The following is a 14,034-nucleotide window of genomic DNA, read 5'->3' as shown; positions in this document are numbered from 1 at the left end:
GAATGCCCAGTGCCAGGTAACAGAAAGCTACAACCCGCAAGGCTTCGTGGAAAATGATGGGTTTATAAATCTGAAAAATTTTCTGTAAGCTTTATATGTTAAAGTTTACAAGTCTCGAAGCGAGAGAACAGACCTAAAACAACTCCTTCCCCAAAATACCAAAATTCCTTAGGGAGGTGGGCTACTGGTGCTGTGAGGTCAAAAGTTAGGTCTTTATAGTACATCCACGTTCCGTCCTTTCTCCAGCCTATTGCGACGTAGAAGGCTTTCCAAATTTCGTAGTTATATTCTCTGGTTCCACCCAGACTTTGATAAATGCGCTTTTGCACAGAGAAGCCAAAGCACCCATTGCTGTATTTTACCCATAACTGGTCTATTGTGCGCAGGCCTTCGCAAGGGAAGTTATCAATATCTTCAACTCGAAGCCAGCCTTCCTTTTCTCTCCCCGCTACAGCTAGCATGACACGCGTTGTTTCTTCATCCGCTTCTCGCCACTTCCCTACTACAAGTAAGTCACGCAGTCTCGTGTAGTTCATCCCCACAGCAGATTTGAGACTGTCAACTTCCAATTTAGAATTGAGTAATTCTAACCATTCCCGCACAGTCTGAGGACGTTCTTCCACTTTCAACGCCATCCCCTGGAGAATTGCTTTATTCACTCTGTCGCTAATCGCTGAATTAAATTGCTTTGGCGGGTGTAAAGCTATACCACTTTTGCGAAAATTAGCTGGTAAGGGAACTTCCGCAGTTAGCAAACTATACATTGTCGCGGCTAAAGCATAAACATCTGTGTAAGCAGCAAAAGTTCCCCGTCTTTCATACTGTTCTATCGGTGCATAACCTTCAGTTTTGGCATTTGTCATGCTACCCGTCTTCCCGCCTTGAAACTCACGGACTAGCCCAAAGTCAATTAATACAGCTTCTTGTGTACTGCGTCGCAATAAAATATTATTGGGCTTGATATCCCGATGTAAAAATCCCTTGGCATGGATATATTCTAAAGCTTGTCCAATTTGCTCTATGTAGCGTAGCGCCTCAAGTTCTGATAACTGTCCACGCTCATCAATATAATTAGCTAAATCTTGCCCATTAATATATTCCATTACGATTACCCAAAGTTCACCTTCTTTGAAGACTTCGTTAACTTTCACAATATGGGGATGACTACACTGGGCTAACCGCACTGCTTCGTTGATAAATTTTACCTGTTGTTCGTCAAAGTCTGCTCGTGTTTGTTGCAGGTGATTCAGGGTTTTGATGACAAATAATTGACCTGTGCGTTGTTCAAGGGCACTGTAAGTAATACCAAAACCACCGCTATCAAGGACTTTTTGCACAATAAAGCGTCCGTTTTGCAATGATTGATTGGGTGTCCAAAGTTGCATAGGTGGAGTTTAGAGCTATTTTTTGCGTGGTATGGTAGTTTTATTTCATTATGAATAGAAACTCTATCTTTGCGTTATATCATCATAGGCAACAGGTTACAGGGTAGCGTACAATATTGCATTTATTTTTACAGCTTTTCATCTTTATTAAGATTCGATTAAAAGAATACAAATAGTACTAAAGTGTTGGCTAAGTAACGATCTCAAGTTTGATAGAAATAATTATGGGATGAGTTTTGCCCTCACCCCATAAGAAAACAAAAAATCCGTTACTCAATTTTGGGAACCGATGTGGATGCGGTTCTCAACTTCTGCAAATTTTTCTTCTGCTTGTTTTTCGCTAAACATTAGAGAAACCACAATCCCGACAATAAATGCTAGGGGAATAGTCACCAAGCCAGGATTTTTTAATGGGAAAGGTGCATCAGCGTGCTTGAGAATTGTTACCTGGATTGTGGGAGAGAAATAAATCAATATTAAAGAGGCGAAGGTTCCTACTAACATACTTGCTACCGCACCATTGGTAGTAAAGCGTCGCCACAGCATCGATAGCAGTAAAGCTGGGAAGTTAGCACTAGCTGCGATCGCAAATGCTAAACCCACCATGTAAGCTACGTTTTGTCCCTTGAATAAGATACCCAGGATAATTGCCAATGCACTTAAAAGCATTGTTGCACCGCGAGCTACTTTTAGCTGTTCTGACTCATTGGCATGACCTCCTCGCACCACATTTACCCACAAATCATGGGACAATGCCGCTGCGCCAGAAAGTGTTAAACCTGCAACTACCGCTAAAATTGTGGCGAAAGATACAGCAGCAATAAAGCCTAGGAATGCGTCACCACCGAGAAATTCGGCTAACATCGGCGCAGCCATGTTACCACCAGTACCAATTTGCTTGATTGCATCTTGACCTACCAGCACCATTGCCCCAAAGCCCAGGATAAAGGTGAGAAGATAGAAAAAGCCAATAAAAGCTGTAGCGTAAGTGACAGAAACTCTCGCAGCTTTGGCATCCGGTACTGTGTAGAAGCGCATCAGAATGTGAGGTAATCCCGCAGTCCCGAACATCAATGACATCCCCAAGGAAATTGCATCCCAGGGATCGGAAACTTGTTTACCTGGGGCCAATACACCTGAATACTTTTCAGCGGCGGCGGCGAACAGATTTAAAGGATTAAAACCAAATTTTGCCAATACCAAAACAGATAACAAGATAGTCCCGCCTAACAGCAGAACTGCTTTGATAATTTGTACCCAGGTAGTAGCAATCATGCCACCAAAAATTACATAAGCCATCATCACGCCACCAACGATGACTACGGCTAATTCATAATCAAAACCAAACAGCAATTTGACCAGTTCACCCGCACCTACCATCTGGGCAATTAAATAAAAACTGATTACTGCTAATGTCCCAATTGCAGCGGCAATGCGTACAGGTTTTTGCTGCAAGCGATAAGCTACCACATCAGCGAAAGTATATTTACCTAGATTTCGCAGTGGTTCGGCAATTAGAAACATCACGATGGGCCAGCCCACCAAAAAGCCGATGGAATAAATTAAGCCGTCAAAGCCATTGAGTGCAACTAGCCCAGCAATTCCTAAAAAGCTAGCTGCACTCATGAAGTCTCCTGCTAAAGCTAGCCCATTTTGGAAACCGCTGATATTACCTCCAGCCGTATAGAAGTGGGATGTGCTTTTAGTCCGCTTTGCCGCCCAGAAAGTAATACCAAGGGAAGACGCCACAAACAGCAAGAAGAAGGCGATCGCCAAAGGATTGAAATGCCCTAGACTGGTAAGATTCCCAACAGCTAGTGGAAAGTTATACCAAACACTATTTATGCCCATATTTGATTACAATTTTGGATTTTTGATACACACATAGCTAATAGTTTTTAGCCAATTCACTTGCGTGTCAGATTATTGATTCGTTCGTCATATTTATTATTTGCCCAGCGCACATAAAGAAAAATTAATACCCACGCTGAGACAATTACCAGTGCCCCTAACAAAATGCCAAGACTCAACCCTGGAAAGATTATTGACCCTAATAAAGGCTTATTAAATGCAATCAGCAGAATAAAGCCAAAATAAATCAACATCATGGCTCCACTTAGAAGCAGAGACACCCGCCAGCGGTCATTAGCAATAGATTGGAGAGCTTTTTTGCGATCGTCCATATCTTCGGTTAATTTTTGAAGAAGATAAGTTCAGATTGTCTCATTGAAGTTGATTTCTATGTAATCTACTTAAAAATTATTAGTAAATGCATAACAATTTTTTGTAAAAAATATAACTGTTAGTATTTTTTGAATAACTAGATAAAATCTGAAACTTTTAATCTCAATAACGATGACAAAACAAAAAACTAGAGACATTCCATTGGAACGTCTCTAGGTGCGATCGCAGAACTGCAATTTCAACGCGAACAAACAAACTAATTTTTTATGGGGTCAAAGCCCCTTGTAGCGTTATCAGGTATGAAGCATCCAGAGGTGTAAAGAAAAAGCGGAAACCTCTGATTATGGAAGGGAAACACCGCTATTTTTCAGATGCACGGCTTTTAGAAACCGATCGTGCTGCCCGAAAAAAAGTAATATTTTTGTTCGCGTTGAAAAGTTTGAACTTATATTTCTAACTAACTCCACGTAACTTGCGAGTGTTGTCAACTAAACTCTGAGCAAACTGATCAAACCTTTGGGAGAGTTTTTCATCTAGCAGCTTACCTTCAGAATTGAACGCACCCCAAGCTTGTCCAATAGCAATTTGTTCGGGAATCACCCATCCATGTACCCAGCGGATAATTAGCCGGAGTTCATTGAGGGCGTTGCTATTCGACTGTCCTCCCAATACGCTAATTAGTCCTGTCACCTTACCGGACAGTTCTTCAAAACTTAACAAATCTAGTGTATTTTTCAGTACACCACTCACGCCGCCATGATACTCAGGTGTGGCTAAAATCAAACCATCGGCATGAGCCACAATATCCCGTAACCGTTGAACGTCTGGATAATCTGGATATTCCTTGCCACCGTTGCAAAATGGTAACTGCAACTGTCGCAAATCGAGAATTTCTACTTCTGCTCCTAGTGCTTCTACCCTTTGCGCTGCTAGTTGTAAAGCAATCTGGGTATAGGAGTTGGGTCTTAAGCTACCACCAATGCCAACAATTTTTACCATAAATTCACCTACAAAGTAAGTAACACAATTTACTAATCAACTATTCTCACTAGAGTTCTTGAAAAACGGAATCATTACGACTATGTTTATAGTAGCGATTTGTTGCGTAATATGTCAAATTACAATACTAGGGATAATTTGATGGTAAGTGAGTAAAAACACAGCTAAATCAGAATTTAGACAGAATAGATACTATGTATGCTGACACAAACCAATCTGGGAGCTAAAAACCAGTTTTGATGGTCATTCCCCTTATTAATAGAGGTGTATTCCTAAAAGCTGATGGAGAAAGACTGGGAAATGGTTTTATGTGGAAGTTAAACTAGATGAGAAAACAATTATTTCCCGTTATTTCAATTTTTGCTAGAAGAATAGGCATAAAATTAGCGCTCAGCTTTTGCCAGCAGGAAAAGGGTAATTATTATGACAGTTTTAGGTAAAAAAGCATTGAACAAACAGCTATCGGCAAAGCGTGTTTCTTGGGCTGGTGCATTAGCCGCCAGCTTGATCTTACTGCCAGGGATTTTAGCTGGCAATCCAGTCTTGGCACAACAAAAAGCAGAGCGCAACTCCTTGACTTATGGGGAGTTGATCAAGAAAACAGAAAAAGGGGAAGTTGCAAAAGTCGAGCTTGATGAAGCTGAACATGTAGCAAAGGTATATTTGGTTGGTCAAAAAGATACGCCAATCCAGGTAAAACTTCTAGAGCAAAACACAGAGTTAATTAATAGACTCAAAGAAAAAAATGTGGATTTTGCTGAGGTTTCCTCTGCTAATAGTAGAGCAGCCGTGGGGTTATTGATTAACCTGATGTGGATATTGCCACTGGTGGCTTTAATGCTATTGTTCTTGCGGCGCTCCACCAATGCCTCTAGCCAAGCGATGAACTTTGGCAAATCTCGCGCTCGCTTTCAAATGGAGGCGAAAACAGGAGTAAAATTTGACGATGTTGCAGGGGTAGAAGAAGCGAAAGAAGAACTGCAAGAAGTCGTCACATTCCTGAAACAGCCAGAAAGATTTACTGCTGTAGGTGCGCGTATTCCTAAAGGTGTGTTGTTAATTGGTCCTCCTGGCACAGGTAAGACTTTACTGGCAAAAGCGATCGCTGGGGAAGCAGGTGTCCCATTCTTCAGCATTTCCGGTTCGGAATTTGTGGAAATGTTTGTGGGTGTTGGTGCATCCCGCGTCCGCGACTTATTCAAGAAAGCTAAAGAAAATGCCCCCTGTCTAATATTCATCGATGAAATTGACGCTGTAGGTAGACAGCGGGGTGCTGGGATTGGAGGCGGTAACGACGAGAGAGAGCAAACCCTAAATCAATTGCTCACCGAAATGGATGGTTTTGAAGGTAACACAGGCATCATTATTATTGCTGCCACTAACCGTCCTGATGTACTTGATGCAGCATTATTGCGTCCCGGACGCTTTGACCGCCAAGTAATTGTTGATGCACCCGATCTCAAAGGGCGCTTGGACATTTTGAAAGTCCATGCCCGGAATAAGAAAATCGATTCTAGCGTATCCTTAGATGCGATCGCGCGGCGCACACCTGGATTTACAGGTGCAGATTTAGCTAACCTACTCAACGAAGCGGCAATTCTCACCGCCAGACGCCGCAAAGAAGCGATTACCATCCTCGAAATTGATGATGCTGTAGATCGGGTAGTCGCTGGGATGGAAGGAACTGCTTTGGTAGATAGTAAGAGCAAGCGTTTAATTGCTTACCACGAAGTTGGACATGCTTTGGTAGGCACATTGCTCAAAGACCACGACCCAGTACAAAAAGTCACACTCATCCCACGAGGACAAGCATTAGGATTGACTTGGTTTACTCCTAACGAAGAACAAGGTTTAATTTCCCGCGCCCAACTTAAAGGCAGAATTACCTCTATTTTGGGTGGTCGCGCGGCTGAGGAAGTTGTTTTTGGGAAGCCAGAAGTAACTACTGGTGCAGGAGACGACTTGCAAAAGGTAACAAATTTAGCACGACAAATGGTAACGCGCTTTGGGATGTCCACCTTAGGCCCTTTATCTCTAGAAAATCAGAGCGGAGAAGTCTTTTTAGGCCGCGATTGGATGAATAAATCAGAGTATTCTGAAGAAATTGCTGCCAAGATTGATTCACAAGTTCGGGAAATTATCAGCAATTCTTACCAAACTGCAAAATCAATATTGGAAGAAAATCGTGTAGCTTTAGAGCACTTGGTAGATTTGTTGTCAGACCAGGAAACAATTGAAGGCGAACTATTCCGCAAAATTGTTGCCGAACATGCTCAGGTAGCTGATGAAAAAATAGCTGTATCTCATTAGCAATAAAGCTAGTAGTTGGTGCTGAATTGCCAACTACTAGAATACCGATTTAGTAATCAACAACTAAACATTTAGAGGTTATTTATAAAGTAAAGCTTAAATCGTAGGGTGCGTTATAGCAACGCTTAACGCACCGAGAAAGATGGTGCGTTACGGCTAATAATCACTCTCTCAAACTCCTAAATCCTTGCATAGCCGTAACACAACGGCAATAAAGCGGGAGGAACATCCACACCGCTTTTTGCCTCCCCTACTTAATATTTACTTTATAAATTGTCTCTTATTACAACTGGGTTTTAAGTTTTAACGGGAGCGATCGCACTTAGACAAACAAAGCCTCGTGAGCGATGATATACCGCTTACGAGGGAGAAACTTTTCAGGTTTTGTCTTTTCCTTTTTCTAGTTTCATTCGTTGCTATTGATTCTTGCAGCCCCATAGGACAGATATAACCATTAAGCTTTTGTGTGAGCATGGTTACTTTTTGAATGGTCTATGCGATCGCACCCCTCTAGCGAGCAGCTAATGCCTCAAGTTCGTGTGTATTAAGCATTAGCAGCGATATCGTCAAACCTTTTTTAATCTAATCGATAAAAATGGTGATACTCAATGGTGCTGTTAGCGATCGAAAACTCATGTCCGTCCTGATCGCGAAAATAGTAACGCCCATTTTTAAAACCTGTAAACTTTGCTACCAATCTCGAACCATTAAGAAATTCAATTTCATAGATTTTATCAACCTTAAGCTCATTTGATGGCACTGACCAGTACTCCTTGGTACGCTATAATCAGCAATACTTGAAAATGGTTAATTTTAGCTTAAGTTCTTCAATTTACAGCTTTATTCTAGATAAAACATGATTTTAAGCCATTTTAAAATAATAATTGAGTCATGTTTTAATTAATACTTCCCCACCTTGCTGAGCTATGACATCGCAACACTTGTATGCGGTCGCACCTTCTCATGAGCTTGGGTCTAACCAGTCTTTTTTGGTGTAGATATGTAGATATCTTGATCCAACAAAGTGCGATCGCGCTCATTATGCAGTCTGTGGCTGAAGATTAGTTGTTTCTCTTCTTAAGTAAAAACTTTGGGGCTTAAAACCTTACTGTACAAGGTCTGTGAACATAAAAATGCAGCGACTCAATACAAGCTTGTATGTAGTACGTTACTGCTGTGCCAATTAACCTATAAGCTATTTGGCACAGCTTTTTTGTACAACACAGCAGCAATTGGAAGCCTCTAAATTACAGAGGCTTCAATTGGTACTGGTTTCTCCCAGGTGGACAGGATGTTGAAAACAGATCATCAAGTCCAAGCACGTAAGTTTCTGTACGGATCGCTCATAATTTTGAGCTAGATAGCTTACCCACTCACCTGTGTTTCGGCAATCCCCACTGGACAAGAAACGTTTGTCCCACCTAAACCACAATACCCATTCGGGTTTTTGGCAAGGTACTGTTGATGGTAACCTTCGGCGTAGTAAAACTCAGGTGCATCCAAGATTTCTGTGGTAATTTTTCCATAGCCTGCATCTTTTAAAGCTTGTTGATAAGCTTCTTGTGATGCTTCTGCTAGCTGGCGTTGATTTTCAAAGTATACGTAAATTCCAGAGCGGTACTGTGTGCCAACATCATTACCTTGGCGCATCCCTTGGGTGGGGTTGTGGCTTTCCCAAAAAACTTTCAGCAGTTGGGAATAACTAATCACTGTTGGGTCAAATACTACCAATACCACCTCATTATGACCGGTCAATCCGGTACATACCTCTTCATAGGTGGGGTTGGGCGTTAAACCAGCAGCATAACCTACTGCGGTAGTGTAAACTCCGTTAAGTTGCCAGAATTTGCGTTCTGCACCCCAAAAACAGCCTAAGCCAAATAAAGCTTTTTCTAATCCTTCAGGAAAAGGAGGTGTTAGCGGATGACCGTTAACATAGTGATTAGCAGGAACCCGCATTGATTGTGCTCTTCCTGGTAAAGCTTCCTCAGGGGTGGGTATTACTGCTTTCTTGCCAAATCCAAATAATGCCATTGATTTTTCATAAATATCTTTACCTTACTTAATATTTTAACGATTCTGGTTAGCGATCGCTGCGGATGTATTTTGCTGCCATAGCAATAGATGATGCCGTGACCCTTGGCTTTTGACTTCCACGTAGCGGTACTAAGTCTATAGCCGATTGATATCCTTGGTAATCAGTTTCCAACCTTCAGCTTGGTCAATTAGCTTAATCGAATCCAGTTGGAGATTGTTGTAGGCAGAAGCGTTTACCAGGAAATAGGGTTGGCCGTTGTAGTGCCAATAGTATTGCAGTTCCCCGAAAGAAGCAGGAATAATCGTGCGATCGCTATAAAAATCTAAGGAAGGACGACTGTAAGGAAAAGATGTGTAAATCTTCCTGACTGCTGGATTTGCCCGTGCTATCATGCTGGCAACTGGTTTAACTGGATAAGCATCCCATAATTCCCAAACCCAGTAGTTGGTTTTCATCAACAGCAACAGCGAAATATAACTTCCCCAAAACAGAATTTTCAGGAATTGCCCGTCGCCTCGCTCTGCGTAAATCGCTGCTAAAGTCATAGTTAAAGCAACTGCCGCAAAAATTACCTGTAAGTCTGTTTTAGGCGTTCCACTTGAACTAAAAAAAACGCTACCAGCAGAAGCGGCTAAAGCCAGTATTGCCAAACCAGCTACCCAAGACCGGGGATAGGCTGTTAGTAAAGGTAAATTTTCCGTTTCTGTGATTTGAGCACCCAAAGCTAAAGCCAAGCCTGGGTAAATTGGGAACAGGTACCAGAGAAGTTTGCTACCCATGCAGGAAATTATCAGCAGATAGACACCACTCCAGATCAGTACGAGTTTTGCCCAGCTAAGATTGCGATTTTCCCAGGTTAAGCGTAAGCTATGCGGTAAAAACAGTAGCCAGGGCCATGCATACATCAAAATTTCTTTGAGATAGTAACAAGATAGCTGGAAATTATCCTGTGAAAATGCCCCAACTCGGTTGATGGATGGATTGATAAAGGCAATCTGGAGGAAAGTATGACCGTAGTGTACTAACTGCGCACCATACCAACACAGCGCTGGTAAAATACCAATGAAGATTGCTATCCACAGATAGTAACAAGTAAGTAGTCGGGGCGTATCCCAAAACAGAAATGCAATTGCGATCGCACCTAATAATATGCCGAATATCCCTTGAGTCAGGCAAATTAATCCCAAGCCGAGTCCAATGCCCAGACAGTAACGCAAATCGCGCCGCGATCGCAATACACACAACATCATGACCATCAGAAAAATTACCGTTGCGCCATCTGACATTGCCAATCGCCCATGACGCACTACAGGTAGCATTGTTAGGTAAATCAAGGCGCTATAAATAGCTGCCCAACGTTGGCGAAATATTTCTCGACCAATGCAATACAGTAAAGGTACTGAACAAGCTGTTAAAATTGCTCCTGGTATGCGGGTAGTCCATTCATTGACACCTCCCAGCTGATAAGCCCAAGCAACTAGCAAATGCATCAAAGGCGGCTTGTGAAGATAAGGTTCACCGCCCAATGTTGGGTAAAGCCAACCCAGAGAACCTGCTGGCGATCGCAAAATTTCGCGGGCGACCTGTGCGACAGTACCCTCATCCCAATCGCGTAGTGGTACTCCCCCAAGATTGACGCTAAACAGTAACACTGCTGCCAATAGCAGGACAATTAGCCATATGCCATCAATCAATTTATCAACTGTGCGATGTTGCTTTCCTAGATGACCCCAAATAAAGCTTCCTTCTTGCATATTCTATGATAATCATTTTGCTTTCTGGTTTGATTACATAGAGATTAGAGCGAATCTCTAATGTTGCCACCCAGTAATAACCTGTGTGTTTAGCAATTGCTAGATTCCAAATTAACTCATTTTTTCAAAATAGTAATAATTTTTTTGAGAAAATAATCTAAGTTTTTTCACCTTACTATTATCAAGAATATTTTTTCAATAAAAGATATAAATAATACAGTTTTCAAAGCACTGTTTGCCTCTAGTATTTATTGGTAATTACTCTATATTTTTTATGAAAACTCTTATATGGTTTGATATCTAGTTATTTAATTACTACGAGTTTGTTTCGTAAAATCTCAGGAACTGATAGCTACAGTGTTTCAAAGATTAACTGTCAAACTAAGGTAATTAATTAAATTTCTCTGACTTGTAATTTGAAAAACTTAAAATTAGCTAGTTTAATTACAAAGTGAAAATAAAATCCATGATAAATCGTTAGAAACAGCCTCACATAAACAAAACCCGCCTCCACAGTTTCTTCAACACTCAGTAGGAGCAGAGGTAATTTGCTTGTATATCTAGCAATTAAATTAGCTAGGTAAAATTTTCAGTTACTCTAGCAAACTGCTCGCTTAATAGTTACTAAGTAGCGATCGCCAACTAAATAAACTAGGATAGATAATAACTATTTTTTCTTAGTATCTTCGTGGCTTATTGCTTAATTCTCGCTATACAAAAGCACAAATATATAACGGCATATAGACAGTAAAAATATAATCTGTAATTTAAAATTAATTACTGGTTACCATTAAAAGATGAAAATAATTTGTAAGTTCCAGTCTGTAGCCTGACGAACAATCTCAATTTGCCGAATAAATTCTCTAAAATAAAATCGTCGCTCTGATTCTGACAAATCTAACCAAAATTGCGGAATTGAAACAGCTTGAGCAACAGAACGCAAATTTACTGGTGGAAGCGTAGCCAACTTTGCTTGAAGTGCAGATATTTCTGTGCGGAGTTTGTATGTGCGTAACTTTGCTGTTTCTGCATCTAATACCCCAGTTTCGACTAAAGCAGGTAACTGAGTTAGTATTTCTTGTTGGCGAGCGATCGCTTCTCCTAAACTATTCTTAATTGCATCTAATTGGGGAAAATTCATTCCAGCCACAGCTAGGGGTAAGTCTTGACAAACCTTGGTAATTGTCTTGTCCAAAACTTTCTCATAAGCGATGGCGCGACACTTGGGACTTTGAGGACAGCTAATCGGACGTAAATAAAGATACTCTTTGTCTTGACGATGCTGGGTTACACGGGTCACAGTCATATGGGATTGACATTCTGCACAAACAACCAACCCCGCCAGCGATCGCGGCGCACTAGCAGTGCGAGATGGTAAACGACTGTTACGGCGTAACAATCGGTCCACTTGGGCGGCTTCTTCTTGGGAAATTATCGGACTGTGGGTATTAGAAATAATTTCGTCATCTTTATAAGCAGTATTTCCCCGATACACTGGATTAGTTAGCCAGCGCCTCCCTGTTGTTACAGAGATTTTCTTACCGTATTTTTTAGCTAAATAACGAACTGCTCCCCGCAAAGAACCATAAAGTAAAAATTGCTCAAAAAAATCTTTCACTACAGGAGAAGTACTCCGGTCAATAATATATTTATCTTTACTTCTGCGGTAACCATAGGGTGGCTTACCTGGTGGTGGTGAAGTTTCCAGACGATTGCGCGCATGTCCTTGACGGATACGACGACTACGCTGCTGGCGTTGGATCTCCTGTAGCAATTTCAGCAATTCGGCGCGGAGATTCCCTTTTTCTGAAGTGTAAGGTTGTTCGGTGGCAATCACCACTATATCCATTGCTTCTAGTTCGTTGAGGCGATCGCTCACTTCCTTGACAGTATCACCCAACTCTTCCAAGCGCCGGATCAAGAGATAACTTGCTGGTTCAGCTTTGCAGTCAGCAAACAATTGTTGTAATTGCAATCGCTGTCCCAAATCAAGATAAACCCGATCCACATCCCATCCCCAATCACCTGGCTCAAAAGAAGAGTCTATTAAAGGATCGGTGTAACTGTAAGCAATGATTTTCATTGGTCATTAGTCATTAGTCATTTGTCATTGCGTATTGGGCATTGAGCATTTCTTCCCTGGCTCCCTTGTCTCCCCACACTCCCCACACTCCCCACTCTCCCCACACTCCCCACACTCCCCACCCTCCCCTCCGTCACTGCTGACTCAGTTCGATAATATTCCCATCCGGATCTTGGGTGAAGAGAGCCGGGCGACCAGAGGCGCTGGCTTGAATAGGATAATTGCGATCGAGCAATTCTTGTTTGGCGATGTCCAAGTTAGCAACACAGAAAGCAACATGAGGATTGCGTCCCCATTTTTCGTTTTGCTCGTCTGTGGGAGATGAGGGTGCGACTATCAGGTGAATTTGATAATTGCCGACTTGATACCATGCACCAGGGTATTTCAGGGAGCGATCAATTTTGGCTAGTCCTAATACTTTGCCATAAAAGTGTTCGGAGCGTTCGAGGTTAGTAACAAGAATGGCGGTATGAAGACTGTTGGTAATTTGCATTGTCTGTGAGTTGCGATCGCGTTTATTTAAATTTTGACTTAATTTCAACCACAGATCATCTCTGAAAAAGAGGTGGCAAGATGAGAGTTAAGGATTAGCAGCATCTAAACGATTCACATCTTTAATCAGGATTTCGACTTATGTCAGGCTCAATAAACTACCAGGATCAGTTAAGTCAAGAGTATTGCCAACCATCGCCGCGTCAAACTATTTGCCAAGACTGTATTTTTTCCAGCAAGGTAGAAGGAGCGATAGATTGTACTCACCCTGACGAATTTGAGGTTAATTGTTCTACCATTATTTTCTGCAATTCATTCCAACCCGCCCAGGAAATTGACAGTCCCTGTGTATCCTTCGACTATGATGATGAAAAATAGCGACTGCTCTGCTTGATGTTGCAAAATTATGATTTACTGAATCTGCTTGTTCAGAACTAATCCAAATCACGCGATCGCTTCTAAGCATCACGCTAGCTTATCTACTTATATTATGCAGAGTACCAGTTTTTATGTTTCAACCTAGATATCAAAAAAAGATTAGCAATAAAATTATATTTTTAACACTAACTACAACCATGATAAACAAAAATAATTCAGGAGGAGCTAGCTGCAAATGAATAAATATGTTAAAAAAACCACCATTTTTTCACTTTGCTGCAAAACAATTAGTGGGGATTTAAAGTGCCACTGATTAATACTAAATTCTGAATTCAACAGCCAGAATTCAGAATCGAGTGTATTTATTTTTATCTTGGCTGTATTACCAAATAAATGGGATGCTCCCATTAA

General features: G+C 41.4%; 10 protein-coding genes. 1 reads left to right on the top strand and 9 read right to left on the bottom strand.

Features of this window, described 5'->3' with window-relative positions:
• Positions 1-98 precede the first annotated feature (98 nt).
• The 4 genes from BV372_RS22020 to BV372_RS22005 form a co-directional block, all read right to left on the bottom strand.
• Complete coding sequence (locus tag BV372_RS22020; RefSeq protein WP_086688632.1) at positions 99-1,385, bottom strand: serine/threonine-protein kinase; 1,287 nt, start codon at positions 1,383-1,385, stop codon at positions 99-101.
• 273 nt (positions 1,386-1,658) lie between these two features.
• Positions 1,659-3,236 carry a sodium/solute symporter gene (locus BV372_RS22015; protein WP_086688631.1) on the bottom strand — a complete coding sequence of 526 codons (1,578 nt, stop codon included), beginning with the start codon at positions 3,234-3,236 and terminating at the stop codon, positions 1,659-1,661.
• 56 nt (positions 3,237-3,292) lie between these two features.
• Positions 3,293-3,568, bottom strand: a complete 276-nt coding sequence (locus BV372_RS22010) for a DUF485 domain-containing protein (protein WP_086688630.1) — start codon at positions 3,566-3,568, stop codon at positions 3,293-3,295.
• A 454-nt stretch (positions 3,569-4,022) separates the two neighbouring features.
• Positions 4,023-4,568, bottom strand: coding sequence for an NADPH-dependent FMN reductase (locus BV372_RS22005; protein ID WP_086688629.1), 546 nt, complete (start codon positions 4,566-4,568; stop codon positions 4,023-4,025).
• 423 nt (positions 4,569-4,991) lie between these two features.
• On the opposite strand from BV372_RS22005, the gene ftsH reads away from it, so the two are divergent.
• Complete coding sequence (gene ftsH, locus BV372_RS22000; protein WP_086688628.1) at positions 4,992-6,878, top strand: ATP-dependent zinc metalloprotease FtsH; 1,887 nt, start codon at positions 4,992-4,994, stop codon at positions 6,876-6,878.
• Between the two features lie 577 nt (positions 6,879-7,455).
• Here ftsH and BV372_RS21995 read toward each other — a convergent pair.
• The 5 genes from BV372_RS21995 to BV372_RS21975 all read right to left on the bottom strand — a co-directional run bounded on the left by BV372_RS21995 (position 7,456) and on the right by BV372_RS21975 (position 13,246).
• Positions 7,456-7,638 (bottom strand): hypothetical protein, encoded by a 183-nt coding sequence (locus BV372_RS21995; RefSeq protein WP_086688627.1) that lies wholly within the window; start codon positions 7,636-7,638, stop codon positions 7,456-7,458.
• Between the two features lie 605 nt (positions 7,639-8,243).
• Positions 8,244-8,912: a peptide-methionine (S)-S-oxide reductase MsrA gene (gene msrA / locus BV372_RS21990; protein ID WP_086688626.1), complete on the bottom strand. Its 669-nt coding sequence runs from the start codon at positions 8,910-8,912 to the stop codon at positions 8,244-8,246.
• Between the two features lie 138 nt (positions 8,913-9,050).
• Positions 9,051-10,670, bottom strand: a complete 1,620-nt coding sequence (locus tag BV372_RS21985; protein WP_086688625.1) for a glycosyltransferase family 39 protein — start codon at positions 10,668-10,670, stop codon at positions 9,051-9,053.
• 790 nt (positions 10,671-11,460) lie between these two features.
• Positions 11,461-12,753, bottom strand: coding sequence for a recombinase family protein (locus BV372_RS21980; protein ID WP_086688624.1), 1,293 nt, complete (start codon positions 12,751-12,753; stop codon positions 11,461-11,463).
• Between the two features lie 133 nt (positions 12,754-12,886).
• On the bottom strand, positions 12,887-13,246 hold the full coding sequence (locus tag BV372_RS21975; RefSeq protein ID WP_086688623.1) for a VOC family protein: 360 nt from the start codon (positions 13,244-13,246) through the stop codon (positions 12,887-12,889).
• Positions 13,247-14,034 lie beyond the last annotated feature (788 nt).

The organism is Nostoc sp. T09 (genome assembly GCF_002154695.1).
GTDB lineage: Bacteria > Cyanobacteriota > Cyanobacteriia > Cyanobacteriales > Nostocaceae > Aulosira.
Note: the sequence above shows the minus strand (reverse complement) of the source record. Positions and strands in the feature narration are given on the sequence as shown.

Excerpts from the sequence above, each read along its gene's own strand:
- ftsH (WP_086688628.1), top strand. The coding sequence starts at position 4,992 with ATGACAGTTTTAGGTAAAAAAGCATTGAACAAACAGCTATCGGCAAAG.
- BV372_RS22005 (WP_086688629.1), bottom strand. The coding sequence starts at position 4,568 with ATGGTAAAAATTGTTGGCATTGGTGGTAGCTTAAGACCCAACTCCTAT.
- BV372_RS22020 (WP_086688632.1), bottom strand. The coding sequence starts at position 1,385 with ATGCAACTTTGGACACCCAATCAATCATTGCAAAACGGACGCTTTATT.
- msrA (WP_086688626.1), bottom strand. The coding sequence starts at position 8,912 with ATGGCATTATTTGGATTTGGCAAGAAAGCAGTAATACCCACCCCTGAG.
- BV372_RS21975 (WP_086688623.1), bottom strand. The coding sequence starts at position 13,246 with ATGCAAATTACCAACAGTCTTCATACCGCCATTCTTGTTACTAACCTC.
- BV372_RS22010 (WP_086688630.1), bottom strand. The coding sequence starts at position 3,568 with ATGGACGATCGCAAAAAAGCTCTCCAATCTATTGCTAATGACCGCTGG.
- BV372_RS21985 (WP_086688625.1), bottom strand. The coding sequence starts at position 10,670 with ATGCAAGAAGGAAGCTTTATTTGGGGTCATCTAGGAAAGCAACATCGC.
- BV372_RS21980 (WP_086688624.1), bottom strand. The coding sequence starts at position 12,753 with ATGAAAATCATTGCTTACAGTTACACCGATCCTTTAATAGACTCTTCT.
- BV372_RS22015 (WP_086688631.1), bottom strand. The coding sequence starts at position 3,236 with ATGGGCATAAATAGTGTTTGGTATAACTTTCCACTAGCTGTTGGGAAT.